Raw genomic sequence first — 20,915 nt, 5'->3', positions numbered from 1 at the left:
GCTGTACATGGCCGACGTAGAGCGCCTTCCACTCCCAGCACCGCTCGCCGCGCCACACGGTCTTGAGGTAGCGGGTGCTGTCTGCGGTGGTAGTCACGCAGCCTTCACCGCCTTGTAGACGCCCCACGGCAGCGCCGCGTCGACAGGCTTGAGGCCGATGCGGGCGCAGGCGTCGTCGTGGGCCTGCTGGCTCCAGGTGGTGACCTCCAACCAGCTCTGCCCTTCGACGGGCTCGTCACTGACGGGCCAGTCGAGGACGAGGAGGCCGCCGAGCTTGACGGCCTGCCGGAGTTCGGTCAGGAGGTTGAGGCAGTCCGTGTAGTTGTGGTGGATGAGGACGGCGAGGGAGACGACGGCGTCGACCTTCTTGCCGAGTGCCGCGTACAGGCCGCTGCCGGGGCTGAGAACGGTGGGCATGGCGGGGTCGTGCTGGTGGAGTCGGTCGAGCATGGTCTGGGAGGCGTCCACGGCGGTGACGTCGTAGCCGAGGTTGCGGAGCGGGATGGCGACGCGTCCGTCTCCGCATCCGAAGTCGACGACCCTGCAGCCGTCGGCCAGGACGGTGCCGAGGAGTGCGGCCTGATTCCTGCCGCTGTCCCAGTAGGCATCCTCGTCGACGGCCCGGGTGGGGTGGATCGCGGACGGGTCGGCCTGGTCCCAGGCCTCGATGACGTCAGCGGCGGTCACGATGCCTCCTCGACGAGTTTCCGCAGCTTCACAAGGTCGGCTTCGAGTCCGCCGTTGTCCCGGTAGTCGTAGTAGGCGGCGGCGTCGGCGGAGACCTGTTCGGGGCTGTTGCACTCCTCGTACACCGCATCCATCTGCGCCTTCGACGCTGCGGGATGCATGTGCTCGATGACCATGTCGTCGAGGTAGGTGATGCGGCCCACGCCACGACCCCAGTCGAGCCACACCAGGTCGAGGCAGAGATGCACCAGGCAGTCCGGCGCGAAGTAGCCCAGCGTTTCGACCATGTCCGACGTCATCGCCACGGCGGTCGCCATGGCCTCACCCTGTAGGAGGTCATTGCCGTAGACGATGCCGGGCCCGCCGGAGAGGCATATCCGGATGCGGGCGTCCCACGGCATCGCCGCAGGCCTAGGCCGGTGGTCGTCGCCCATGAAGGCGAGGAACCGGTAGTCCGGGGCGTTCTTCACCGCAGCCTGGTTGAGCGTCCCGCACAGCCGCTTCCGCGCCCAGAACACGAACCGCACCCGGGCGTCGTCCGCGTAGGCCTTCTCCTGCGCCTTGTACGCCTTCAGCTCGGGGTCGTCCTTGTCGACGCAGAACAGGACGTCGGCAGTGGCCCCGGTGTCGTCCCAGGCTTGCACGATCTCGGGGATCGCCTGGGGTCGGCCACGGGTTGGGATGATGACGAGGAGGTCGTCGGCCATGGCGCGGGCTCCCTCGGGCTAGTAGATGCGGAGTCGTCCGGCGCGTTCGACGGGCTGCTCGGCACCTGCGGTGCAGGTGATCCACACCCAGTAGTTGCCGGTGTCGAGTTCGATGGCGTCGGGTCCGACGAGGACGCGGGCATGGCCGTCGTCGTCGGTTTCAGCGTCGTGCCAGTCGTCTTCGCCGGGGTTGTCGTTGCCTGCAAGGAACGCGAGCCGCGGCCCGGTTGCGGTGACGGGGTTACCGTTGTCGCCGGTGGCGGTGAGGGAGACGCGCACGTATTCGCGGCTGGTCTGGGCTAGCTGCACGGCTCGCTGGCCTCCCATCGCGGCGGAAGCACGGTCGCGGACCGGCGCCGCTCTTGGACGGCCGCTGTCCATGCGGTGGTTGGCGGGCCGACGGTGAGCGTCACGTTGACGTCCTGTGCGCCGCCTGCAGCCGCGGTGATGCCCGCGTGAGCCGCGAGGGTCGCCGCGAGGAGCCGGTCGAGGCTGACTACCGTGAACGCCGTCGCGGTGACGGCGAGAGATCCGCCGGCGCGGGCGTCGACGGCTCCTGACGCTGTCGGGGCGGCTGTAGCTGTGAGGGAGGCCGTCCCGGTGCCGCCGGTTGTGACGGCGCCGTCCGCCGATCCCTCGGCGGTCGCGGCGAGACTGCCGCCGCCGGTCGTGTCGGTCCTGCCGGTGGCGGTGTGCGTGCCGGTTGCTGCCAGTGTTGCCGTGCCGTGGGCGTCGCGGGTTCCAGCGGCTGACGGCGTGGCGGCGGCCGCGAGTTCGCCGTCGGCGACGATGTCGAGCTGGCTGCTGGCGCTGATGACGGCGGTGGCGGTGAGGCTTGCCGTGATCTCGCCGTTGGCTGTGACCTCGCCGTCCGCGAATGTGCCTGCGGTTGCGGCGAGCGCGACGATGCCTTGGGCCGTGAGGGCGCCGGAGGACTCGACCGTGGCGGTGCTGGCCAGGCTGGCGCTGCCGGCGGTGGCGTGAAGGGCGTCGCTGGTAGCCGTCGCAGTGGCGTCGAGCTGTCCGCCGCTGCCCCGTCCGGTGCTTCCCGTGCTGGTGGCGACTGCTTCTGCCGTGAGCTCGGCGGCCCCTTCGGCACCGATCGCCGCGTCTGCTGCGCCGGTCACAGTCGCGTCGAGGGTGCCGCCTGCGGCAGCGTCTCGCAGCGCCGCGCTGCTGCCGGTCGCTGTGGCGTTGAGGTCGCCTGAGATGCTGCGTCCGACGCTGCCTGTACTGGTCGGGGTGGCGGCCGCAGGGAGTGCCGCAGTTCCGGCCGTGTCGACGGCCGCGGTTGCCGTCCCAGTCGCGACGGCAGCGAGTGCCGCCGTGCTGCTGGTGGCGCGTACCGCGGTGCTGCTCAGCCCGGCAACGCCTGCGAGGGCGCCGACGGCGATCGCCTGACGGCCGCCTGCTGCGCTGGTTCCGGCGGTCGTGCCGAGCGTGGCCGTGCTGGAGGCGTTGATGGTGCCTGTGGCGGAGGCTGTTGCGGTGGCGCTGAGGCTGCCGTCGCCGGTGACGGCGTTGACGGGCACGTACTCGATGAGCGCCCACAGGGTGGACACGCGGCGGGTCGTGGTCTGGGAGACGTTGCTGCGGTAGCCGATCTGCGCCGTGTCCAGCGTGGTCGGCGTCCACGCGGTGGACGTCTGCGGGTTGGTGTAGGCGGTCAGCTGGTACGGGAAGGGGCTGCCGACCTTGTGGGTGGCCCAGCCGTTGACCGCGACGGACACGGACGCGGACTCGGAGACGGTCCCCGACGCCTGCCCCTTGATCCGGTACACGAGGGATGCCGCAGTCGCTGCGTTCGATCCGACGCGGCCAGCGACTTGTACGAGGGTGATCGTGTCCGAGGACCCGATGCCCGCGGACGCCGAGGAGTCGATGTCGAAGTCGTCGATGGTGGTGGTGCCGGTCGCGGTGGTGGCGTTGTAGCTGGTGGCGTCGTTGGGGGTGGTCTCGACGAGGCGGGTGTAGTTGTTGGCCGCGCCTGCGGTGCCGCCGACGGCCGTCGCGAAGCCGTTGTTGTCGCCTTGCCCGTTGGGTCGCAGATGTACGACCGAGCCTGCACCGGGGAGGCCGGTCTGCGCTGAGCCGGTGGTGTCGTTGACGGCGACGTCGTCGATGTAGATGTCGGTGGTCGCCGCGAACTGCACGCCCATGCGGATGCGGGAGAAGCCTGTGATGTTGGAGCACAGGGTGTCGGCGAACAGGGTGCCGTTGAGGTAGCCCTTGAACGCGGAGATGCCGGAGGCGATGACGCCGCCGTTGTCGACGTCGGTGTAGTCCAGCTCGATCCGGTACCACTGGCCCGTGCTGAGAGCCGCCGACGTGCCCGTCAGCGTGGTCTCGGTGAACCCATCCCTCAAGACCAAGGTGCCGTCGGTCTGGAGGCGGAGCAGGGCGGGGAAATACCCGGACTGCCCGATGCCGTAAATGTTGGTCGCCGTGTCGGGGAGGGTGGCGACGTACAGGTACAGGCGGTGCATGGTCCGCATGACCACACCGCTGGTGAGCTGGTGCTCGATGAACGCGGTCGCCGCTGTCGGGTTGGAGCGCAGGGAAGCGGCGCCGGCGCGGTGGATGCTGGTGGAGATCGACGGCGATCCGGTGACGACGGCCCCGGAGTTGACGCCGAATTCCAGCGACGTCGACTGGAGTTCGAAGCCCGTCGTCCACATCCGTGCCACGACGGCCTCCCGACGATCAGACGGCGGGTTCGATCACGAAGCCTGGGCGCCGAGCGACAGCCCGAGAGCAGTTGTGGTGAAGGTGTCCGCGGACGACCACGCTTTCGACGCGGACAGGGCCACGGAGAACAGGAACGTCCCCGAAGTGGAAGCGGACCAGATCGACAGGTGGGTGATCGTCTCCGAGGTGCCGCCGTTCGTCCACGACGGGTTGGTGCCGGTCAGGGCGAGCGCCGACCCGGACGACGACGCCGCGAACGTGAACACGGACCGGGTCGTGGAGCCGACGGAGACGGCGGTGGTGCCGGCCGCGCCGGGGTTGGCGGTGTGGAGTTGGGCGTAGGTGGTGATCGGCCCGTAGGCGGCTCCGGCTGCCCGGAGGGTGTTGAGCCAGTTGGATACCAGGGTGGTGGATAGGCCCTCAGCCATCGGTGGTCTCCTCGTCGTGGGGAGACTCGATGGTCTCCGGCTGGGGGTGGGTGACTTCGCCGGAGGCTGTCACCGTGATGGTGATGGTGTGCGTGTCGGCCACAGCGGCCTCCCTCGCGGATGGGCGCCGCTGTTGGCGCGGGGTGTTGGCTGTCCCGCCGCCTGCGCTGGGGGGCGTTGCGGGTGGCGGGACGTCGGGGCTCGGGGTGAGCGGTCAGCCCCGGTCTATGCGGTCTCGGTGAGCGGCATGTCGACACCGACGGGCGATCCCATGTCGTGTTCGGCGATGTGGTCGCGGACTTGGGCCAGATCGAACGACAGGTACATCGTCGGGGCGCGTTGTCCGCTGAAGGGCTGCGCCGAGACGGGCACGTCGATCTCGATGCCGCAGATAGGGCAGCGAAGTGTGCTGTTTCCGACTGCCGCCACGTGCGCCACCTCCCGAGTGTTGTGTCCGCCCGGTCCCGCACCACGAGGACCGGGCGGACGGTTGGGCCGAGCGCGGGGCGCTTCTAGGCCCTGCCTGCGCCTCGCCGGCGCAGGAGATCAGGCGGCGTGGGCGTGGGGACCGCGGCTGTTGGCGGCGGGGTTCTTAGGCGCGAACCGGCTTCCGCCATCGGCTGCCGCCTTGACGGTGGGGAGATGGAAGACGGGCCCGGCATCGCCGGTGAAGACCGGTTCGATCTTCTGGCGGGAGACCCAGACCCGGATGGTGCCGGGCTTCACTTCGGCGACTCTGGCGGCTTCCCAGAGGTCTCCGAGCTGTCCGCCCTCTTGGAGTTGCATGAAGTGGATCTCGATACCGTCAGGGTTGGGGTAGGCGACCACGGCACCCCCTTGGGCATGCAAAAGCCCCCGTCGGCGTGAGCGCGGCGGGGGCTTCAGAAGCGTGATGTGACTCGTGGGCCACGATCAAGAATGTGGCTTACACATCCGGGATCTGTCAAGTCCCTACTGGTGGATCGCTACGCGCTCTTGGCCGCAGGCTGTTTCCGATTCATCCATTCGCGCCCGCGCTCAATGAGGAAGCGCATGTGCTCGACGTAGTACACGGGGTGCCCTTTCTCGTCCTTGCCAACGGGGGTGATCATCTTGCGATGCACCCGGCTAGCCACCGTGTTCTTGTTCATGCCCAGGATCTTGGCACCGTCTGCAGCAGTTACCGTCTCGCCCGTCACCGGCGTCGGTAGCACAAGCTTCGTCCGCGTCCGGAGGTGCCCTTTCCCAATTGACTCGACGGTCGGCCAGGTGGGGTCTGGCGCGCCGTGTTCGGTGACGAGGCTGGTTATGTGGGCGAGAAGTCCTGGCGTCTGGCGGAAGTACTCGCTCCTCTTGCCGACTCGGCACCAGGAGAACCGGCGGTGCCGCTGCTCTTCTTCTTTAGGGCCGCCAGGCTCGAAGGCGAGGATCTCGTCCGGGCGTAGGTCGCTGAAGCGGCTGTGCGGATCAGTGTCGCGCAGGCTGCCCAACCGGGCCCGTACAGGAGGGCGTCTCGCCACGTCACGCTACTGCCCCCATCTGCTGCGCCTGCTCGGCATCTACGGCTTCTTGGGCGGCCCGCAGTTCGCGCCATTCGCCGAGTCCGTCCCAGCGTGCCCCGCACGCACCGCAGTGGACGCGGTGGCTGTTGGTGGCGGCGGTCAACTGCTGCCCGCACCATCCGTCTTCGGTGAGGGTGGGGCAGATGCCGATGTTGACGCGGCCGGGCCGTCGGTCCCCCGCCGCGAGGGCGGTCATCTCGGCGTGGAGTTTGCGGAGTTCGTCGATGTCCTGGCCGACCGACTCGTAGCGTTCGCACGCCCACTGCAAGTTGATGCGAAGGAACTGTGCGATCCCGGGAACGACGTTGGCTGGCACTGCACGCCATGCGGGGTAGATCCGCTGTCCGTCGGTGACGGGTTCGAGCCCGCGTCCGAGGGTCTGCCGCCAGGAGTCCTCAATGGCTTGCAGGCGGGCTGCGGCACCGCCGGGTGCGACGAGGTCGAGGACTTCCAGCCGGGGCGGGATGGGCGGGGTCTTCGACCCGGAGGTGAACCCGCCGGTGCGTTGCGTGCCGCGCATGAGGGTGGCGGTGGTGTCGAGCTGCCGGAACAGGCCGGGGAGTTCGGCGAGGCGCTGACTCGTGACGTCCTCGCAGGGCCGGCATGCCCACCGGCCGGCTTCGGCCACCCATAGCCGCCGTTTGCAGCGGGGGGTGACGCAGATCGGCCATTCATAGTCAAGGCCAGTGGGGTTGTCGTGCACGGCGGGGCTCCTCGTGTGGTGCGGGAAGCGGGTGCGGTATTGGGCCAATGGTGCACCATGCGATGACATTGTCGGGCTATTGGCTCATGACATGCGTGTGCGCCTGCTTCAGGCGGTGAAGCAGGCGCACGGCGGGGCCGGTCAGTTGGTGGCCTGCCGCTTCCATGCGGCGAGTCCGGCGATGGCGGCTTTGTCCCGGCTGGGTTCGGGCTGGTGCCGGGTGCGGGCTCCGTCGGCGAGCCACCAGTTCCATCCGTTGCGGCCGGTTCGGCTGTTTCCGCCGTAGGAGGGTTCGATGACGACGAGGGCATGCCCGCCGGACACGACGTGCCAGTGCCGGGTCTCCGGCCAGTCGGGGGCTTTGGCGAGTCCGGCGGCGTCGATGACGGTCTGGGCGGCGCAGGCGGGCATCGGGCGGCGGGTCATCTCGATGGCCTCCTGGTCGTTTGCGGCTGGGTGTGACTCCTGGTCGGGCGGTCGAGGGCCCGTTTCCGGCCTGTAACGGTCCGGGCGGGCCCTTCGGCGTGCGGCAGGGGTCAGGCGTCGCGGAGTAGCCGGTACATCCGTTCGGCTTCGGGTGTGCGGTCGTTGAGCCAGCCTTCGCCGTGTTGCGAGCAGTACTTGCTGTCGTCCTCGGAGCCGGAGTGGAGCCAGCACCAGTCTTGTGCGTTGACGCGGGGGCAGCATCCGCAGGTGGCTTCGCAGCACTCGTCGTCGGGCGTGCACTCGGTACAGCGGTCACCGGTGCAGTAGGGCTGACGGGCCGCGTCTTCGGCGAGGGCTTCGGCGTGCAGTCGGTCCATGAGTTCGGCGGGCAGGTCGGTCATGTGGTTCATCCTCCGGTCAGGCGTCGGGCTGCATGATGGCGAGGAGTGCCCGGAGTTGGTCTGTGGTGAGGCTGCGGCTCACCCCGTGCCGGAACTCGATACCGGCCTCCCGCAAGCGTTCGAGCAGGCTGGCGTGCTGCTTCGACTCGTCGTACTGGGCGGGCGTGTACAGGCGCTGGGGGGTACCGTGCTGGCTGTCCTCGACGCCGCTCTCCCGGTGGAAGCGGTCCCGGAGTTCGCTTCCGCCGGGGCGGGTGACGTACAGGTATTTGCTGCCGATGCGGGAGACGGTGACAGTCTCATCACCCGGTAGCGGTTGTTGGTGGCGAGGATCAGGGTGTCGCCGACCTTGACGTCGGCCAGTCCAGTGACGGTCATGCGGTGGGTTCCTTTCGCGGCTGGGTGTGGGGTGATGTCGGGGCGGGTTCAGTCGTTGCCGCGCCAGTACTCCAGCGCCCCGGCGACCAGGTCCCGCTGGGTGAGCGTCTCGTTCTCGACGTAGTCGTTCCACGACTGGTGGAGGTACTCGCCGAATGGCGCGGCGCTCTCGTGGGGAAGCTCACCCTCGTTGATCACGTAGGTTGCGATCATCTTGGGGGTGACGTCGCGTTGCACACCTGGGCGTACGTCTTCGGCGGGCGCGCCGTCTTCGTCGCCCCACTCGGCGAGGGCGTCGGGGTTGAGCTCGGTCATGTGCTGCATCCTGTCGTGTCGGGCGGTCAGGCGGGGGCCTAGGTCCTGTCTGGAGTTCGGATCACGAGTTCGGCAGATCGCCTGCGCGCGAGGGCTCGGTCTTGATAGGCCGTCAGTCATGGCGCGAGGCGATCTCACCGATGAGCAGTGGGCCCTGATCGAGCCCCATCTCCCGATTGCCGCGGTTGGGCCCATCCCTGACCTGCGGAAACATTTCAACGCGGTGATGTGGCGGTTCCGGACCGGTAGCCCCTGGCGTGACCTGCCGGCCGAGTTCGGGCCCTGGCAGAGCGCCTACGACCGCTTCCGGATCTGGGCGACGCGGGGCGTTTTCCAGGACCTGATGCAAACAGTGATCGCCGAGGCCGCCGCCCGCGGCCAGGCCGACTTGGGCCTGGTCAGCGTGGACTCGGCGACCGCCCGGGCCCACCATCACGCCGCCGGGATGGCCCTGGACTCCGAGCAGCTGGCGGCCTTGGAACTGGCCGTCGAGGCCGAAAAGGGGGCGAGGACAAGGAGCAAAGAACGCAAGACGGACAGGCCGAGGATGAGGCGCGCGTCGAGCGGCGACGGGTCCGCCGACGACACCGGGCCCGCTTGAAAGCCGCCGAGCTGGGGCGTTCCCGGGGCGGACTGACGAGCAAGATCCATGTGGCGGCTGACCGACGCTGTCGCCCGCTTGCGTTCGTCCTCACGCCCGGGCAGGCCGGCGACAGTCCGCAGTTCGCCCCGGTCCTGGAACGGGTAAAGGTGCGCGGCCCGATCGGGCGCCCGCGGACCCGGCCGGATGCGGTGGCCGCGGACAAGGCGTACTCGTCCCGACACAACCGCCGCTACCTGCGACGACGCGGGATCCGAGCCGTGATCCCGGAGAAGGTCGACCAGGCCGCGAACCGCAAGAAGCGTGGCAGCGCCGGCGGCCGGCCGGTCTCGCACGACGCGACACTCTACAAAGAGCGCAACACCGTGGAACGGTGCATCAACCGGCTGCGGAACTGGCGCGGCATCGCTACCCGGTACGACAAGACCCCGGAGAGCTACGAGGCCGGACTGCGCCTGTGTGGTGCGATGCTCTGGCTCCGCAGCATCGCACCACACTCGTGATCCGAACTCCAGACAGAACCTAGCAGGGGCTGTGGTCGGGGCAGTAGTCGCGGCCCTCGACGTCGCTCCACCCGTCGTCGGCAAGGTCGCGGGCTTGCTTGGCGGCCTGCTCCTTGGGGGTGGTCGGCTGGTAGAAGGCGGTGATCGCGTATGCGTGGCAGCGCTTGTAGTCGCTGTCCTCGTAGTCGCAGGTGGTCTGGCTGGTGGTCTGATGGTTGCTGCGCATTGACGGGCTCCTTACGGATGGCGGGGTGGGGCGGGTTCGTTCAAGGACGGATGTCGGCGATGAGGACGGTGGCGTTGTCGGCCCGCGGGCCGGCGTGTTCGGTGGCCGAGGTGACGAAGTCGCGGGCGGCTTCACGCGGGTCGCCGGTCAGGTAGTCGGCGAGGTTGCGCAGCGAGTCTTCGAGTGGCTCGTACGCGCCGTCGGAGGCGAGGAGGAGACGGGAGTTCTCCAGCTGGCGGGTGACGGACTCGATCGCGGGATGCCCGTACCGGTCTTTCACCTCCTGATCGGTTTCGGCGTTGCCCAAGCAGGAGGTGACGACGTTTCGGTTCCCGCCGCCGTGCACACCGTTGTCCGGATAGACGCGCCGCAGGTTGTGATCGGCGGTGAGGCGCTGGACCGTACCGCGGACCATGAGGTAGGCGCGGGCGTCGCCGCACCAGGCGACGGTGAGCCAGCGCGGCGAGACAACGGCGACGACTGCGCAGGCGTCCGGCTGGCGCGCCCACGGGCCCTGCCGGTCGGGGTCGCTGGCGTAGCGTTCGTATTGGGCGCGCAGGCCGGTCTCGGCGTCGGCGTGGTAGGCGGCGGAGCGGGCCAGTTTCCGGGCGGCGGTGCGGGTCCAGTCGCGGATCTCGTCGGTGCTGCCGATGCCGTCGAGGAGCACGAACGCGCGGGTTCCGTCGGGGCCGGAGGCGGTGGCGGTGGCGTCGCACTGGTGACTGCGGTCGCCGATGTGTTGGGCGGTGGCGTAGGTGCGCATGGTCTTCCTTCGGGCGGTGAGCGTGTCGGCGGGGTGTTGGACGCGGGTGAGGGCGGGGCAGGCGACGGGGCAGAGGACGGCGACGGGGCCCGGCCCCGAAGGGCCGGGCGGGTGGGTCAGGCGGGGATGACGCTGATCGTGTCGAGGAAGCTCGGGTCGACGATCCGGACGATGCGCAGCGTCCGGCCGTTCCGGTCGGTGACGTGCCACTCGTCGATGGCGAGGCCGTTGCCGCGCTCCCGGCTGATCATCGCCTCGGTGGCCGTGACGGTGTCGTAGCCCTAGAAACTGCCGTGGTTGTCGTAGTTGGCGACGGGGGTCGGCTCGGGCTCCGGGGCAACTTCGGGGAGGGGGGTGTTGAGGTCGCGGATGGGCTGGGGGTCGATGGGGGCGAGGACGAGGGCGGTGCCGATGATGCTGGTGGCGGCGAGTTCGATGGTGCTCAACTGGGTCTCCCTGTTCGTGCTGGTGTGGGTCGTCTGCTGCGCCGTGAAGGTGGTTCAGGCGGCGAGGGCGAGGCGGGCGGCGCAGGTCTTGTAGGCGGGCTTGCGGGGGCGGTAGATGACCGCGATGCGGGCGACCTCGGCGGGCGTGTAGCGGGTGCAGGTGTGGGCCTTGACGTTCTTGGCGTAGCTGATTCCGGCTTGTCCGGTGACGTCGGCCTTGGCGGCGTTCTTGCGGAGGGATCCGGCGACGGAGCGGGCTTCGCGGATGGGGAGGCCAGCGGCGACGCAGTGGGTGGCGAGGGTGCCGGTTCCGGTGCGGCGGATCTTCGCGGCGGCGCGTTGGGTGCGGGTGCGGGCCTTGAGGGTGGCGCGGCGGGTGCGGGCCTTGGCGTTCATCGAATCCCCCTGGTCTTGCGCGGTTTCTGTATTACGAGAATGCCCTACAGGGGTTGCGGTGTCAATGTTCGAGCGCAGATGAATCCAGGTTTCTGTAATACGTCCCGCGAGGAACGCCCCGACTGAGTGGCCCAGTCGGGGCGTTCGTCACTTCTGGTCTCGCACTGCCTCGCAGGCCTGGCATGTTCGCCACTCGTTGAGTGCCTCCCAGCTGTTCACCCGGCGCGGGAGCGGCTTCCCGCAGAGCGACGGGTTCTCCCGCCTCTCCTCCCACAGCCCGCCGGCCACGATGTGCTTGATGCGGCCGTACCGGGTGAGGCCTTGAGTCGGGTCCCAGTAGACGAGGTTGCGGCCCATGGTCAGCCCCTCCCGTTGCAGTCGGCGCAGTTGCCGCACGCGTCCAAGTCGTCGGCGTCGACCGCCCCGCAACCCTCGGCCGCGCACTCCTCGCAGGTGTCTTTGGCCTGCTCCTCATGTTCGGGGCACAGCTCCTTGACCTCATAGGAGAGACCGTCGTTCGTGGGATCGTCCGCACGGACCTTGGCCGCTGCCCCGGCGGCGACGCGTCCGTACCCGCCGTGGAAGCCGGTCTCGATGCACTCGCCGTCCTCGAAGACTCCGTACTCGCCGGCGTCAGCGTCGGTCTCGATGAAGGGCTCCTGGGCCGCGACCGCCGTGCCGAGGGAGTTGAGGACCATCGTGCCGTCGTTGAGGCAGTCCGCGATGTGCTGTGCGCCGGAACGGCTGGACTTGGTGGACACCCACAGGTGGGTGGTGCGGTCGTGGACGATGAAATAGCCGCCCTGACCGGCGTTGCCGTTCTGTCGGACGATGAAGCGCGGAGCGGGCTCGGATTCCGCGAGCGACTGCGCGGCGATGATGGTCAGCTCGTCAACGAAGGGGCGGCTGCGCTCTCCCCAGGGGATCGACTCGGTCGGGTCCCACGTCACGCCGATGTACTTGCGGCCGTAGTTGACGTGCTCGGTGTTCGTGACGTGCCCGACGTCGTATCCGTTGACGGTCCCCGTGCGGCCCTCGGGGGACGTGACGCGGGTTCCCTCGGGGAGGTGGGCGGCAGTGCGGGCGATGGCGGGCTGCTGGTCGTTCACGGTGGTGGTCTCCTCGGTGTCGCATCCGAAGCGGGCGTAGGGCTTGTGGCTGCCGGTGCAGTGCGGCTTGGTGAAGTCCTGGATCTTCCGTTCGCCGGAGACCGTTCCCTCTCGCGCCGGGCGGTGCTTGCGCATGGTGCCGTCCTGGTTCACGGGGCCGAACCACATGCAGTAGTTGCAGCACTCGCGCTGAGTCTTCCGCGTGGCTCCCATGACGCTCTCCCCTGCTCGCCGCTTGTTTCTGTAATACGAGAATGCACTACGACCGGCAGGGTTGTCAAGAGACTTCCGCAGATGGATAGTGGTTCCTGTAATACATCGCTCTTAGGAGGACCCCCATGGCGCGGCCCGCCACCGGCCAGACACCGCCGATCTCGTTCCGACCGCCGAAGCAGCTACTGGTGGAGTTCGACGCAACGATTGAGGAGGGGCGCACACGGTCTGATGTGCTGATCGAGTTGATGCACGACCGCATCAACAGGAAACGCCGCGGGCGGGCTTCAGTCCCGGACCGCCCGGCGGGCAGCGAGGAGAACACCGCATGAGCTCCGTCGACGAACTCCGCACCGCGTCTGCCGAAGTGCGTAAGTACTGGGGCGTCCCCACCGCCCAACCCGTCGCCGACCTGCTGGACTTCGAAGCTGACCTGATTGAACGTGTCCCTGGCAGCGAGATGCAGGGGCGTAGCAGGCTGCTGCTCTCCTTGGCTCACGTGATCACTAAGGAGACGACCGGATGAGCGAGTTCACGGATGGCACCCTCGGCCGCTACCTCGGCCAGCAGCCGGGGATGCGGCAGGCGTTGCTCCACGACGCAGCCCAGCACATGCAGGTCGAGGCGCTCCGGCGGACGCTGGACATGGTCGAACGCGCCCTGGACGACGAGGGCGTGCCGCACAACGTCCGGCATCGGGTGATCAACCGCGTCGTCTGGGGCGAGCCTGAGGGGTACGTCGACGTGCGGGCTCGGATGCAGGAGCAGGTGCTCGCCGCCTACAACCTGCCGACCGAGCTGACCGACGCGTGGAAGGCGATCCACAACGGCGCGGGCCCGGTGCGCCCGGGCGAGGAGCAGACGTGAGCGAACTGCTGCCGATCGCCCTGAGCCTGCTCACCGCATACGCGGCAGCCTGCGGCACATGGGGCGGCGAACCCGGCGCGCCGCTCTGGCTGTCCTGGCCGCTCCCCATCTGGAACCGCATCGCCAACGACTGGCGACGCCCCCAGCTCCGCCCCGACCGCGCGAAGATCGCACGCCTCGAACGCGAACTCGGAATCGGGCAAGACGACAAGCCCACCGCATGACGAAGGCCCCGCCCGGAACTCCTCTCCGGTGCGGGGCCGCTTCACGTCTGGCGTTGCGTCGCCTCATCCCCCCTGGGGCACAACGTCCGTGATCGTCACGGACACTTTCGTGCCCGCCGACACGGTACTGATCAGAGACGGCGTGTAGTTCAGACTCGTCTCGTTCGACAACTCGGCCGTCGCAATCACCGGCCCGGACTCATCACCACGAATCTCATAGGTGATCGAGTACACCACGCTCGGATCGATGTCCCCGATGCCCACGTAGGTCAGGTTCGGCTCGACCGTCACGTTGCAGCCCGCCGACCCGAAACACTGCCGCTTCGTGGTGCGCAGCTCGATCGTGAAGTCGGCGGGAGTGAGGGCAGCGTACGTGGGCTCCGGTTCCAGCTCCGGTTCCGTCACGGCGGCGGCGGTGCCCTCCATGCCGTAGAGGCTGGGCCCGGGGGTGGCGGCCGGCTTGCTGTCGTTGTTGCCAGCCTGCACGACGACGATGCCCGTGGCGACGACCGCAGCGATCACGGCTGCCGCAGCGCCGATGATGATCAGGTGGGTGCGGTTCTTCTTCGGCGGGGCCGGCGGCGCGGGCGGGAGCGGCGGCGGAAAGCCCGGCGGCGGCGTGGTGTCGGTCATGGTTCCCCCAAGTGGTGCGGTGTGGGCGGATCGTAGCGTCGGGCGCCGACAATGCGGGCGGGAATGGGCGAGGCCCGTCAGGACGGGGGATGACCTGACGGGCCTCGTGATGCCGGGCGGTCCCGGCGCGTGCCGGGCACTACCCGGCGTGTGCCACCAGTGTGACAGCCCCGGTTACCGGCCGAGGGCGCGTGCGAGAAACTCGGCCACCGCCAGCAGCCCCAGCAGGCCGAGCAGACCGGCCGTACTCACATACCGGCCGTCCGAATCCCGGGTGCTCCCGGGCACGCGGACGATGCGCTCACCGTGCGGGACGAGGCCTCCGTGCTCGTCGTCGCGGTGCCGCTGCCGGTACGCCTCGGCGGCCCGTCTGGTGTCGGGCGGGCTGCTCGCGCAGCACCGGGGACACCGGTACTCGTAGAGCATCAGGGGGGCCTCTCTCGGGCGGGTAGGACGGTAGGTAGGCGGCGGGTAGGGATACGGTCTGACCTGTGGTTCCTACCTCCCTACCCGGTCCCAGGGGGCTGGGCGGGGAGGGGCTGGGGAGCGGGGTCCGCGGGCGGCTCCGGCGGGGTGCTTGCGGGGGCCGCCACGGCAGGGTCGGGCGGGAGGTCCCGGACGCGGACCCCGTCCCTCACCCGCTGGCGTCCGGCGAGGATCAGCTTGAACTCCTCCACAGGCAGCCCGAAATCGATGACCGCGGCCTTCAAATCGGGCTGGGCCCAGCCGGCCAATTCGGGCTCCTGGAGCAGGTCGGCCAGGTGGGCTCCCTGCCGGTGCCTGGCGACCTTGCGAACGAGGGAGGCTAGTTCATCGACGGTGAGTTCCGGTTCCCCCCCGGCCTGCTCGTCGGCCTCTTCGCCGGCAACGCCTGGAGTGGGGAGAGGGGATACCCACCATGCGGCCACACACCAGACGATCGCGGCCCCAGGGACCACGAATCGGGCGATGTGCGGGGCGTGGCCGCAGGCGTACACGGCCACGTATCCACTGAACGCGAGCGCACCCCAGCGTTCCCGGCCATCGAGGTGATGGCCGAGGAGGGTCCAGCCGCGGCGGAGGAGGATGCAGGACCCTGCCCACAGGGAGGCCCCAGCCCCGCCGACGGCGAGGATGGGGCGCAGTTCTGCGGCCATACGACGGTGCAGGCCAGGGGTGGGGGGCTGCTCCCCTACCTCCTTAACGATCTTCATTAGATGATCCCCAACGCGTGCCCGCCGGTCAGGATCAGAGCCTGCGGCAACCCCCACAACCCGCCCGCCTTAGCCCACACGCCCGCAGCAAGGATCCCCGTGAACGCGGCCTTCCCCGGGGTCAACTCGCGGAAGTACATGAGCGCGGCAAGCCCCAGCGACACCGCACCCATCCCCGCCGACCCGAAGCCACCCCCCGTGAACACTGTGGCCAACGCGTCGGACAAGTTCCCCCCAACCGTCCAAATCGACCCGGCCGTCATGTACAGGGTCCCCGCAGCCACGCCCGTCCACTGCGCCTGGTCGGAGGTCAGCTTCTTCCGGATGCGGCCCTTCTTCCCACCCCCGCCTGGCGCGCCTCCACTGCCCTTGGGCTCACGAATCCCGGCAACGAGAATCACGGTGAGCGCGGTCGCGATGCCGCCGGCTCCGACGGTGCCGAGGATTCGGCCGCCCGCGACGCTGATCTCCTGGGCTGCGGCAAGGTGCTGGGTGAACATGCTGGGTTTCTCCTGGTCAGGCGGCGGGCGCCCAGAGGGCGAGCGCGAGGACGGCGGTGGCGAGGGGGATGCGGGCGACCCAGGCGATACCGGGCCACCAGTGGCGGGTACGGCGGTCCCACACATGCGCGATGAGGAGGCAGCCGCCGAGGCCGAGGGTGAGGGCGCCGCCCGTGCTGTAGGTGCCGCAGTCGGCGATCGCGTGGGCCAGTGGGCCGTACAGGCCGAGGGCCCACCCGGCGCCGGCCGCGCTGGCGTTGTACAGGGCGGCGCGGGTCTTCGGGCTGATGGCGGCGGCTACGTGATCGGGGTTGGGGGTGAGGGCGGCCGGGATGTGGGGGCGGGGCCAGTAGTCGGGTTGCGGGGCCCAGCGGCTGTCGGGGTGCCGGTCTGCCGGGTCCTGGCCGAAGGAGTCGCTGTCGCTGTCGGTGTCGGCGTAGAGGGCGTCCCACCAGTCCGGTTCCGGTTCCGGGGCCGGATCGGCGGCGGGCGGCGTGGCGGTGGTGTGGGTGCGCCACCAGTCGGGCATCCGGGGGGCGCCCTTCCGATGGGCTGGCGTGTCGGTCATGAGGGATCCCTGTGGTGCGGGGTGGCCGATGGGGCGGGCGCCGAGACGGTCGAGGAGATGGCGCACGCGGCGCTCGTCCGGGCCCGGCTCGGCGCGCATCAGGCGCTCCGGAGGTAGCGGTTGACCGTTTCCTCGCGCGCGTTGGCGTCGGCGACCTTGTGGACGTAGCGCAGGACCGCGTCCGGATCCGTGATCCCGGAATCCTTCGCGGTCCGGACCGCGTCCTTCACGGTCATCGGCCCTGCGAGGGTCGGGAGCGGATTCCCGGATCCGGACTGCGGATCCGGTCCGGGCTGGTCCGGATCCGCGGATCCGTGGTCCGGATCGCTGGTCAGGGCGTTCTGCTCTGCGTCGACGAGGGCTTGGCCGCGCTGATGTTCGCGGCGGATCGGGATCATCGCGAGCTGCCCGTCGAGGGCCGCACGCCGCTTCGCCACCCACTGCTGGGTCCGCGAGTCAAGGGGGCGTGCGTGGACGCGCATGGCCATGGACCAGCCGCGCTTGGCGAGCGCGGAGACGACCGCGCCGACGACGCCGACGATGAGCTGGTCGAAGACGTAGCCGTGCGCGAAGACGGCGGCCATGGAGACGGCGAGGGACCAGCGGCCGGCGCGCTGGGCGGCCTTGGCTCGCTCGGGGTCGTAGCGCAGGAGCCACTCGACGGCCATGCACAGGATCCAGCTCGCGTCGAAGGCGACGGCTGCGGTGTAGGCGACGACGGAGACGGTGGCCAGGGCGAGGAGGGCGCCGATGGACGCGGTGGTCCAGACGAGGGAGGCGGTGACGAGGATGATCGCGCCGATGGTGACGGCGGCGCGGACCAGTTGGTCCCAGTCGCGGGGCGGTGCAGGAACCTCGATGACTTCGGTGTCGAGGACCATCTCGGTGACGCCGTCGACGGTGTGGGGGACGAGGCGGGTCCGGGTCCGCTCGATCGTGCGGGTCTTCACCGGTTCCTCCAGGCGTAGAGGGCGATGGCGGTGGCGATGAGGCCGGGCCAGAGGAGGTTGTTGAGGAGTGCGAATACCGCGCACACGGTGAAGCCCCAGCGGGCGAGTGGGCCGTGGAGGCCGATGCGGTGGGTGGTGGTGCGGCGGCGGGGCACGGGGTTCTCCTGTCGGGGCAGGGGCCGGCCCGCGCCGTGGGGGTTGTAGGCGCGGGCCGGCGGCTTGGGGTGGGGTTAGCGGGGGAAGAGGCGGCGGGGGATTTTGGTGCCTGCGTTGTCGCCGTCGCGGTGGACGCGGGCGCGGTGCTGCTCGCGGCGGAGGCGGGCGGCGCGGTCGGTAGCGGATTCGCGGCCTTGGTACTTGGCCTCGGCGAGTTGGCGGTCGCCGCCGGTACGGAAGGGGTTCCAGGCCATCAGTTGCCGCCGCCTTGTACGCCAGTGCCTGAGCAGGGGCCGCAGGTCTGCCAGTTCTGGCGTACGACGCCGTCGCTGCTGGTGTCGATGATTTGGCCTTGGCGGCCTTGGCAGGTGGTGCAGGGTTGGGGTTGCTGCTCGCTCATCGGGTGCCTGCCTGCTGGCATTCGGCGGCGTTCTGGCGGTGTTGTTGGGCGGCTTGCCGGTGGGCTGCGGCGCGGTTGTGTGCGTTGAGGCGGTCGGCGTTTTGGGCGGCGGCCTCGTAGTGTGCGGCGGCTTGGAGGTAGAGGGCGGCGGCGCGGGTGCAGGCGTGGGGGCTGGGGTGCTCGCTCATCGGGCACCGGCCTGCTGCGGGAGCGGGTTGGCGGCAAGGTGCTTGGTGAGCGCACGCCCTTGCTTGGCTTGTGCGGGGTGGCGGAGGCTGGCGCACAGTTGGCAGGTGTGCGGGTTGTGCGCGGCGGGGGTGGGCTGCTCGCTCATGCCTGCACCGCCGGACGGGCCGGGAGGCGGTGGCCGCCTTCGGGGTCGAGGGCCTGCGCGGAGAGGATGTGGTGCAGGGCGGCGGTGCGCCGGCGGTGGGTGGCGTGGGTGTGGTCGCCTCGGCGGGCGGCGGCGATGGCGGCAGTCTCGTGGTGGGCGGCGGCGTCGGCCGGGGACATGGCCGGGGCGAGCTGGTCGACGGCCTCGGCGGGCGGCAGCGGGGCGGTGGGGTACGGCTCGCGTGTGGGGGTGGGCTGTTGGGGTTGCTGCTCGGTACGCTGCATGCGTCACTCCTGGTCAGATCAGGCGGTGGCTGCCCGGCAGGGGTTGCGCCCCCTGCCGGGCGTACTTGTTGGAGCACGAGACCAAAACGGGGTGCGGCCTCGAACTATCCAAACCCTAGGGCTTGTATCGAAGGTTGGCAAGCCCTAGGGTTTGGGGTGTTCCGGTTGCGCTCTCAGGCGGGAAGGAGAGCGGACGTGGCAGAGACACCCGAGGAGGTGAAGAGGCTGTTGGAGGCCATTGAGGCGTTCGAAGCCATCGAGGACCCAGCCGAGCGGACGTCTCGCGTGTCGGAGGCCCTGAGGGCATGGCCGGGGTATCACGCCCGCCTGCGCAGCATCCGCGAGAAGAGCGTTCAGGCGCTGCGCGAGGAGCAGAAGCGGACGTGGCCCGAGATCGCCAACATCATTGGCGAAGTCACGCCCGAGCGAGCGCAGCAGATCAGCAAGGGGCTGAGCGGGGCGCAGCGCAAGAAGAACAAGGCCGAGGCCGAGAAGGCCAAGCCGACCGAGTAAGGAAGCGGCCGAGCGGTGTAGAGACCGCCCGGCCGAAGCAGCCCGACCCAAGCAAGAGAAAGGCGCTTCGGTGACTGTACCGAACGAGACCGACCCGACCGCGCAGCGCACAGTGCTCTACCGGTTCTACGACGCCAGCGACCGCCTGCTGTACGTCGGCATCACGAAGAACCCGAAGATCCGCTTCGGCGACCACTCCCGGGACAAGGCGCTCACCTGGTGGCCCGAGGTAGACCGTCACACCCTTGAGTGGTTCGACAGCCGCCCCGAGGCTGCGGACGCGGAGGTCAAGGCCATCAAGGGTGAGGCCCCGCTGCACAACCGCTCCCGTACCCCTTCCCCCATGCTCGTGTCGGCGAGCGGAGCCAGGCACCTTGGGGCGGAAGAGGTGCACGAAGACGAATGGCTCAACGTCTCCCAGATCGCCCGACGTCTGGTCGCAGAGGGGATCGAGAAGAGCATGAGCCGCCAGCGCGTGATGCAGCTGGCCGAGCGGGACCCGGCATGGCCCGTGCCGCGCAGCGAGTGGCGCTTCCTCGCACACATGTGGCTCTTCCCGTGGGCACCGGTCGCCGACTACTTCCGCAACCGGGACAACCGCAAGGCTCCCGCGACGGGCTGAAGTCCCTGACCTACTGCTCGGGCTGTCACCCCGTACTTCAGTGGTTCTGACCGACCACCACCCGCGCCCGGTAGCGTTGCCGGGCCCTCTTCCAAAGGAGCACCAATGGACGCCCGTAAGGATTTGTACGCCTTCGCGATGCAGGGCAAGGAGCACTCGCCTGCGGTCTCGGAGTGGGCGAGCGAGAAGATCGACGCCTACCGTGCGTCCGTACTCCGCGATGTCCTGTGGCGGCTGGAGATGTCCTCTGGGCACGATGTCGCGGCGAAGTTGGTGGAGGAGAACCCCGAGTGGGAGGAGCTGCTGAGCGCGACGGAGGAGAGCGAATGAAGATCGACCGCTTGCGGATCGACGGCGAGCCCGTGCGCCGCTTCTATGTGATCGCGGAGGTGACCTTCGCCGACCGGGAAGCCGAGCCCCGCGACGAGCACGACCGGAACTACTACCAGGACTCCGAGCTGCGCTCCATCGCCACCGACTGGATGCGCGACGGGCTGACCGACCGGGACGACAGTCCCGCCGTGGTGTTCCGGGATGTACCTGAGGCATGGCGGGAGCGACTCGCGGAGGAGGCGTCGGATGGATGATCTGGTGCAGTGGCTGCGCGCCCAGCTCGACGAGGACGAGCGGATCGCGCGGGCTGCGACGCCCGGTCCGTGGTGGCACAACCCGGGCAAGCAGTGGCTTGGCCCGGAGGCGTTCGAGAAGTACGACCTACGGCAGGGCGAGGAGTTCGTCGGCTACGGCGGCCCGCACCCCTTCACCGGGGCTGTCGCGTCGACCGGTCCTGCGAGCAACGTGCAGGGGATGAAGGACGCGGCGTTCATCGCGGCGCATGATCCGGCTCGGGTGCTGCGGGAGATCGACGCGAAGCGGGAGGTGGTGCGCCTCGCCGAGCGGGCCCACGACTACCACGAGACGTTCATGAACGGCTTCGCCGCAGCGATGGAGCAGGCACTCCGACTGTTCGCGCTGGCCTACGCGGACCGGCCCGGCTATCAGGAGTCGTGGCGGCCCTGACCTCAAACGCAGCGTGGCCCCCGCCGATTGCTCGGCGGGGGCCACTGCGCTGTGCATCACCGGAACCACACGCGCCACCCGACCGTGCCAGCGGGAACGACGGGCAGCGGTCTGATGGTA

41 protein-coding genes are annotated in these 20,915 nt (G+C 69.5%); 10 read left to right on the top strand and 31 right to left on the bottom strand.

All coding sequences use genetic code 11. From position 1 onward, the window contains the following. Nucleotides 1-93: 93 nt before the first annotated feature. The 13 genes from OG352_RS06390 to OG352_RS06330 form a co-directional block, all read right to left on the bottom strand. Nucleotides 94-687 (bottom strand): class I SAM-dependent methyltransferase, encoded by a 594-nt coding sequence (locus OG352_RS06390; protein ID WP_329215243.1) that lies wholly within the window; start codon nt 685-687, stop codon nt 94-96. Then, nucleotides 684-1,394, bottom strand: coding sequence for a glycosyltransferase family A protein (locus OG352_RS06385; RefSeq protein WP_329215241.1), 711 nt, complete (start codon nt 1,392-1,394; stop codon nt 684-686). Before OG352_RS06385 ends, OG352_RS06390 begins: the two co-directional genes overlap by 4 nt. Nucleotides 1,395-1,412: 18 nt before the next feature. After that, complete coding sequence (locus tag OG352_RS06380; RefSeq protein ID WP_329215239.1) at nt 1,413-1,703, bottom strand: hypothetical protein; 291 nt, start codon at nt 1,701-1,703, stop codon at nt 1,413-1,415. After that, on the bottom strand, nt 1,694-4,081 hold the full coding sequence (locus OG352_RS06375; RefSeq protein WP_329215237.1) for a hypothetical protein: 2,388 nt from the start codon (nt 4,079-4,081) through the stop codon (nt 1,694-1,696). Before OG352_RS06375 ends, OG352_RS06380 begins: the two co-directional genes overlap by 10 nt. A 33-nt stretch (nt 4,082-4,114) precedes the next feature. Next, nucleotides 4,115-4,510 carry a phage tail fiber protein gene (locus tag OG352_RS06370; RefSeq protein ID WP_329215235.1) on the bottom strand — a complete coding sequence of 132 codons (396 nt, stop codon included), beginning with the start codon at nt 4,508-4,510 and terminating at the stop codon, nt 4,115-4,117. Nucleotides 4,511-4,735: 225 nt separating this feature from the next. After that, nucleotides 4,736-4,939: a hypothetical protein gene (locus tag OG352_RS06365; protein WP_329215233.1), complete on the bottom strand. Its 204-nt coding sequence runs from the start codon at nt 4,937-4,939 to the stop codon at nt 4,736-4,738. A 117-nt stretch (nt 4,940-5,056) separates the two neighbouring features. Then, nucleotides 5,057-5,338 carry a hypothetical protein gene (locus OG352_RS06360; RefSeq protein ID WP_329215231.1) on the bottom strand — a complete coding sequence of 94 codons (282 nt, stop codon included), beginning with the start codon at nt 5,336-5,338 and terminating at the stop codon, nt 5,057-5,059. 137 nt (nt 5,339-5,475) lie between these two features. Further along, complete coding sequence (locus OG352_RS06355) at nt 5,476-5,979, bottom strand: hypothetical protein (protein ID WP_329215229.1); 504 nt, start codon at nt 5,977-5,979, stop codon at nt 5,476-5,478. 31 nt (nt 5,980-6,010) lie between these two features. Beyond that, nucleotides 6,011-6,679 (bottom strand): hypothetical protein, encoded by a 669-nt coding sequence (locus OG352_RS06350; protein WP_329215228.1) that lies wholly within the window; start codon nt 6,677-6,679, stop codon nt 6,011-6,013. Between the two features lie 216 nt (nt 6,680-6,895). Continuing rightward, complete coding sequence (locus OG352_RS06345; RefSeq protein WP_329215226.1) at nt 6,896-7,180, bottom strand: hypothetical protein; 285 nt, start codon at nt 7,178-7,180, stop codon at nt 6,896-6,898. A gap of 110 nt (nt 7,181-7,290) precedes the next feature. Continuing rightward, entirely contained in the window at nt 7,291-7,581 is a 291-nt protein-coding gene (locus tag OG352_RS06340; protein WP_329215224.1) for a hypothetical protein, read from the bottom strand. Between the two features lie 16 nt (nt 7,582-7,597). Continuing rightward, nucleotides 7,598-8,092 carry a beta barrel domain-containing protein gene (locus OG352_RS39930; RefSeq protein WP_443072169.1) on the bottom strand — a complete coding sequence of 165 codons (495 nt, stop codon included), beginning with the start codon at nt 8,090-8,092 and terminating at the stop codon, nt 7,598-7,600. Then, a complete protein-coding gene (locus OG352_RS06330; protein ID WP_329215221.1) occupies nt 8,008-8,274 on the bottom strand; it encodes a hypothetical protein in 267 nt (88 codons plus the stop codon). Before OG352_RS06330 ends, OG352_RS39930 begins: the two co-directional genes overlap by 85 nt. A 118-nt stretch (nt 8,275-8,392) precedes the next feature. Between OG352_RS06330 and OG352_RS06325 the strand changes: the two genes are divergently transcribed. Next, nucleotides 8,393-9,378, top strand: a protein-coding gene (locus tag OG352_RS06325; RefSeq protein WP_443072168.1) for an IS5 family transposase whose coding sequence is annotated in 2 segments (ribosomal slippage) — nt 8,393-8,800 and nt 8,803-9,378 — 984 coding nt in all. Because the reading frame shifts where the segments join, the coding sequence is not laid out codon by codon here. A 19-nt stretch (nt 9,379-9,397) separates the two neighbouring features. On the opposite strand, the gene OG352_RS06320 is transcribed toward OG352_RS06325, so the two are convergent. From OG352_RS06320 to OG352_RS06290, 7 genes are all read right to left on the bottom strand, one after another. Further along, entirely contained in the window at nt 9,398-9,604 is a 207-nt protein-coding gene (locus OG352_RS06320; RefSeq protein ID WP_329215219.1) for a hypothetical protein, read from the bottom strand. A gap of 40 nt (nt 9,605-9,644) precedes the next feature. Then, entirely contained in the window at nt 9,645-10,367 is a 723-nt protein-coding gene (locus tag OG352_RS06315; RefSeq protein WP_329215217.1) for a PP2C family protein-serine/threonine phosphatase, read from the bottom strand. Between the two features lie 116 nt (nt 10,368-10,483). Next, complete coding sequence (locus OG352_RS06310; protein WP_329215215.1) at nt 10,484-10,618, bottom strand: hypothetical protein; 135 nt, start codon at nt 10,616-10,618, stop codon at nt 10,484-10,486. 30 nt (nt 10,619-10,648) lie between these two features. Continuing rightward, nucleotides 10,649-10,813 (bottom strand): hypothetical protein, encoded by a 165-nt coding sequence (locus OG352_RS06305; RefSeq protein WP_329215213.1) that lies wholly within the window; start codon nt 10,811-10,813, stop codon nt 10,649-10,651. Nucleotides 10,814-10,867: 54 nt separating this feature from the next. Next, the gene (locus OG352_RS06300) at nt 10,868-11,209 is read right to left on the bottom strand and encodes a hypothetical protein (protein WP_329215211.1); all 342 of its coding nucleotides are present in this window, start codon (nt 11,207-11,209) and stop codon (nt 10,868-10,870) included. Nucleotides 11,210-11,356: 147 nt separating this feature from the next. Then, a complete protein-coding gene (locus OG352_RS06295) occupies nt 11,357-11,566 on the bottom strand; it encodes a hypothetical protein (RefSeq protein ID WP_329215209.1) in 210 nt (69 codons plus the stop codon). Nucleotides 11,567-11,568: 2 nt separating this feature from the next. Beyond that, on the bottom strand, nt 11,569-12,531 hold the full coding sequence (locus OG352_RS06290; protein ID WP_329215207.1) for a hypothetical protein: 963 nt from the start codon (nt 12,529-12,531) through the stop codon (nt 11,569-11,571). A 125-nt stretch (nt 12,532-12,656) separates the two neighbouring features. On the opposite strand from OG352_RS06290, the gene OG352_RS06285 reads away from it, so the two are divergent. Genes OG352_RS06285 through OG352_RS06270 form a run of 4 tightly spaced genes read left to right on the top strand, consistent with a single transcriptional unit; the run spans nt 12,657 to nt 13,622 of the window. After that, complete coding sequence (locus OG352_RS06285) at nt 12,657-12,863, top strand: hypothetical protein (protein ID WP_329215205.1); 207 nt, start codon at nt 12,657-12,659, stop codon at nt 12,861-12,863. Then, on the top strand, nt 12,860-13,057 hold the full coding sequence (locus tag OG352_RS06280; protein WP_329215203.1) for a hypothetical protein: 198 nt from the start codon (nt 12,860-12,862) through the stop codon (nt 13,055-13,057). Before OG352_RS06285 ends, OG352_RS06280 begins: the two co-directional genes overlap by 4 nt. Further along, nucleotides 13,054-13,398, top strand: coding sequence for a hypothetical protein (locus tag OG352_RS06275; protein WP_329215201.1), 345 nt, complete (start codon nt 13,054-13,056; stop codon nt 13,396-13,398). Before OG352_RS06280 ends, OG352_RS06275 begins: the two co-directional genes overlap by 4 nt. Further along, nucleotides 13,395-13,622: a hypothetical protein gene (locus OG352_RS06270; protein ID WP_329215199.1), complete on the top strand. Its 228-nt coding sequence runs from the start codon at nt 13,395-13,397 to the stop codon at nt 13,620-13,622. The genes OG352_RS06275 and OG352_RS06270 overlap by 4 nt, the downstream gene beginning before the upstream one ends. Before the next feature lie 63 nt (nt 13,623-13,685). Here OG352_RS06270 and OG352_RS06265 read toward each other — a convergent pair whose 3' ends face one another. The 11 genes from OG352_RS06265 to OG352_RS06215 all read right to left on the bottom strand — a co-directional run bounded on the left by OG352_RS06265 (nt 13,686) and on the right by OG352_RS06215 (nt 18,640). Next, nucleotides 13,686-14,255 carry a hypothetical protein gene (locus tag OG352_RS06265; RefSeq protein WP_329215197.1) on the bottom strand — a complete coding sequence of 190 codons (570 nt, stop codon included), beginning with the start codon at nt 14,253-14,255 and terminating at the stop codon, nt 13,686-13,688. A gap of 174 nt (nt 14,256-14,429) precedes the next feature. Beyond that, nucleotides 14,430-14,681, bottom strand: coding sequence for a hypothetical protein (locus OG352_RS06260; protein ID WP_329215195.1), 252 nt, complete (start codon nt 14,679-14,681; stop codon nt 14,430-14,432). An 80-nt stretch (nt 14,682-14,761) separates the two neighbouring features. Beyond that, complete coding sequence (locus OG352_RS06255) at nt 14,762-15,448, bottom strand: hypothetical protein (protein ID WP_329215193.1); 687 nt, start codon at nt 15,446-15,448, stop codon at nt 14,762-14,764. After that, on the bottom strand, nt 15,448-15,948 hold the full coding sequence (locus OG352_RS06250) for a hypothetical protein (protein WP_329215191.1): 501 nt from the start codon (nt 15,946-15,948) through the stop codon (nt 15,448-15,450). Before OG352_RS06250 ends, OG352_RS06255 begins: the two co-directional genes overlap by 1 nt. A 16-nt stretch (nt 15,949-15,964) precedes the next feature. Beyond that, nucleotides 15,965-16,615 (bottom strand): hypothetical protein, encoded by a 651-nt coding sequence (locus OG352_RS06245; RefSeq protein WP_329215189.1) that lies wholly within the window; start codon nt 16,613-16,615, stop codon nt 15,965-15,967. Further along, nucleotides 16,615-17,466 (bottom strand): protein transporter Sec31, encoded by an 852-nt coding sequence (locus OG352_RS06240; RefSeq protein ID WP_329215187.1) that lies wholly within the window; start codon nt 17,464-17,466, stop codon nt 16,615-16,617. Before OG352_RS06240 ends, OG352_RS06245 begins: the two co-directional genes overlap by 1 nt. Beyond that, entirely contained in the window at nt 17,463-17,621 is a 159-nt protein-coding gene (locus OG352_RS06235) for a hypothetical protein (protein WP_329215185.1), read from the bottom strand. The genes OG352_RS06240 and OG352_RS06235 overlap by 4 nt, the downstream gene beginning before the upstream one ends. Nucleotides 17,622-17,696: 75 nt before the next feature. Next, on the bottom strand, nt 17,697-17,876 hold the full coding sequence (locus tag OG352_RS06230; protein WP_329215183.1) for a hypothetical protein: 180 nt from the start codon (nt 17,874-17,876) through the stop codon (nt 17,697-17,699). Between the two features lie 142 nt (nt 17,877-18,018). Continuing rightward, nucleotides 18,019-18,210: a hypothetical protein gene (locus tag OG352_RS06225; protein WP_329215181.1), complete on the bottom strand. Its 192-nt coding sequence runs from the start codon at nt 18,208-18,210 to the stop codon at nt 18,019-18,021. Then, a complete protein-coding gene (locus OG352_RS06220; RefSeq protein WP_329215179.1) occupies nt 18,207-18,356 on the bottom strand; it encodes a hypothetical protein in 150 nt (49 codons plus the stop codon). The genes OG352_RS06225 and OG352_RS06220 overlap by 4 nt, the downstream gene beginning before the upstream one ends. Continuing rightward, entirely contained in the window at nt 18,353-18,640 is a 288-nt protein-coding gene (locus tag OG352_RS06215) for a hypothetical protein (RefSeq protein WP_329215177.1), read from the bottom strand. Before OG352_RS06215 ends, OG352_RS06220 begins: the two co-directional genes overlap by 4 nt. A gap of 195 nt (nt 18,641-18,835) precedes the next feature. On the opposite strand from OG352_RS06215, the gene OG352_RS06210 reads away from it, so the two are divergent. The 5 genes from OG352_RS06210 (at nt 18,836) to OG352_RS06190 (ending at nt 20,795) form a co-directional block, all read left to right on the top strand. Then, nucleotides 18,836-19,153: a hypothetical protein gene (locus OG352_RS06210; RefSeq protein ID WP_329215175.1), complete on the top strand. Its 318-nt coding sequence runs from the start codon at nt 18,836-18,838 to the stop codon at nt 19,151-19,153. 70 nt (nt 19,154-19,223) lie between these two features. Beyond that, a complete protein-coding gene (locus OG352_RS06205; RefSeq protein WP_329215173.1) occupies nt 19,224-19,775 on the top strand; it encodes a GIY-YIG nuclease family protein in 552 nt (183 codons plus the stop codon). A 105-nt stretch (nt 19,776-19,880) separates the two neighbouring features. Further along, nucleotides 19,881-20,105 carry a hypothetical protein gene (locus OG352_RS06200; protein WP_329215171.1) on the top strand — a complete coding sequence of 75 codons (225 nt, stop codon included), beginning with the start codon at nt 19,881-19,883 and terminating at the stop codon, nt 20,103-20,105. Then, nucleotides 20,102-20,362, top strand: coding sequence for a hypothetical protein (locus OG352_RS06195; protein ID WP_329215169.1), 261 nt, complete (start codon nt 20,102-20,104; stop codon nt 20,360-20,362). The genes OG352_RS06200 and OG352_RS06195 overlap by 4 nt, the downstream gene beginning before the upstream one ends. Next, complete coding sequence (locus tag OG352_RS06190) at nt 20,355-20,795, top strand: DUF6221 family protein (RefSeq protein WP_329215167.1); 441 nt, start codon at nt 20,355-20,357, stop codon at nt 20,793-20,795. The genes OG352_RS06195 and OG352_RS06190 overlap by 8 nt, the downstream gene beginning before the upstream one ends. Nucleotides 20,796-20,915 lie beyond the last annotated feature (120 nt).

The organism is Streptomyces sp. NBC_01485 (genome assembly GCF_036227125.1).
In the GTDB taxonomy this organism is placed as follows: domain Bacteria; phylum Actinomycetota; class Actinomycetes; order Streptomycetales; family Streptomycetaceae; genus Streptomyces.
This window is presented reverse-complemented; position numbering and strand designations above follow the sequence as displayed.

Bases quoted from the DNA above. Each gene is read 5' to 3' on its own strand.
- OG352_RS06250 (WP_329215191.1), bottom strand. From the start codon at position 15,948: ATGTTCACCCAGCACCTTGCCGCAGCCCAGGAGATCAGCGTCGCGGGC.
- OG352_RS06260 (WP_329215195.1), bottom strand. From the start codon at position 14,681: ATGCTCTACGAGTACCGGTGTCCCCGGTGCTGCGCGAGCAGCCCGCCC.
- OG352_RS06190 (WP_329215167.1), top strand. From the start codon at position 20,355: ATGGATGATCTGGTGCAGTGGCTGCGCGCCCAGCTCGACGAGGACGAG.
- OG352_RS06215 (WP_329215177.1), bottom strand. From the start codon at position 18,640: ATGCAGCGTACCGAGCAGCAACCCCAACAGCCCACCCCCACACGCGAG.
- OG352_RS06370 (WP_329215235.1), bottom strand. From the start codon at position 4,510: ATGGCTGAGGGCCTATCCACCACCCTGGTATCCAACTGGCTCAACACC.
- OG352_RS06275 (WP_329215201.1), top strand. From the start codon at position 13,054: ATGAGCGAGTTCACGGATGGCACCCTCGGCCGCTACCTCGGCCAGCAG.
- OG352_RS06320 (WP_329215219.1), bottom strand. From the start codon at position 9,604: ATGCGCAGCAACCATCAGACCACCAGCCAGACCACCTGCGACTACGAG.
- OG352_RS06195 (WP_329215169.1), top strand. From the start codon at position 20,102: ATGAAGATCGACCGCTTGCGGATCGACGGCGAGCCCGTGCGCCGCTTC.
- OG352_RS06315 (WP_329215217.1), bottom strand. From the start codon at position 10,367: ATGCGCACCTACGCCACCGCCCAACACATCGGCGACCGCAGTCACCAG.
- OG352_RS06200 (WP_329215171.1), top strand. From the start codon at position 19,881: ATGGACGCCCGTAAGGATTTGTACGCCTTCGCGATGCAGGGCAAGGAG.
- OG352_RS06265 (WP_329215197.1), bottom strand. From the start codon at position 14,255: ATGACCGACACCACGCCGCCGCCGGGCTTTCCGCCGCCGCTCCCGCCC.
- OG352_RS06290 (WP_329215207.1), bottom strand. From the start codon at position 12,531: ATGGGAGCCACGCGGAAGACTCAGCGCGAGTGCTGCAACTACTGCATG.
- OG352_RS06330 (WP_329215221.1), bottom strand. From the start codon at position 8,274: ATGACCGAGCTCAACCCCGACGCCCTCGCCGAGTGGGGCGACGAAGAC.
- OG352_RS06345 (WP_329215226.1), bottom strand. From the start codon at position 7,180: ATGACCCGCCGCCCGATGCCCGCCTGCGCCGCCCAGACCGTCATCGAC.
- OG352_RS06285 (WP_329215205.1), top strand. From the start codon at position 12,657: ATGGCGCGGCCCGCCACCGGCCAGACACCGCCGATCTCGTTCCGACCG.
- OG352_RS06310 (WP_329215215.1), bottom strand. From the start codon at position 10,618: ATGATCAGCCGGGAGCGCGGCAACGGCCTCGCCATCGACGAGTGGCAC.
- OG352_RS06245 (WP_329215189.1), bottom strand. From the start codon at position 16,615: ATGCGCGCCGAGCCGGGCCCGGACGAGCGCCGCGTGCGCCATCTCCTC.
- OG352_RS06225 (WP_329215181.1), bottom strand. From the start codon at position 18,210: ATGAGCGAGCACCCCAGCCCCCACGCCTGCACCCGCGCCGCCGCCCTC.
- OG352_RS06300 (WP_329215211.1), bottom strand. From the start codon at position 11,209: ATGAACGCCAAGGCCCGCACCCGCCGCGCCACCCTCAAGGCCCGCACC.
- OG352_RS06340 (WP_329215224.1), bottom strand. From the start codon at position 7,581: ATGACCGACCTGCCCGCCGAACTCATGGACCGACTGCACGCCGAAGCC.
- OG352_RS06230 (WP_329215183.1), bottom strand. From the start codon at position 17,876: ATGGCCTGGAACCCCTTCCGTACCGGCGGCGACCGCCAACTCGCCGAG.
- OG352_RS06295 (WP_329215209.1), bottom strand. From the start codon at position 11,566: ATGGGCCGCAACCTCGTCTACTGGGACCCGACTCAAGGCCTCACCCGG.
- OG352_RS06220 (WP_329215179.1), bottom strand. From the start codon at position 18,356: ATGAGCGAGCAGCCCACCCCCGCCGCGCACAACCCGCACACCTGCCAA.
- OG352_RS06385 (WP_329215241.1), bottom strand. From the start codon at position 1,394: ATGGCCGACGACCTCCTCGTCATCATCCCAACCCGTGGCCGACCCCAG.
- OG352_RS06280 (WP_329215203.1), top strand. From the start codon at position 12,860: ATGAGCTCCGTCGACGAACTCCGCACCGCGTCTGCCGAAGTGCGTAAG.
- OG352_RS06255 (WP_329215193.1), bottom strand. From the start codon at position 15,448: ATGAAGATCGTTAAGGAGGTAGGGGAGCAGCCCCCCACCCCTGGCCTG.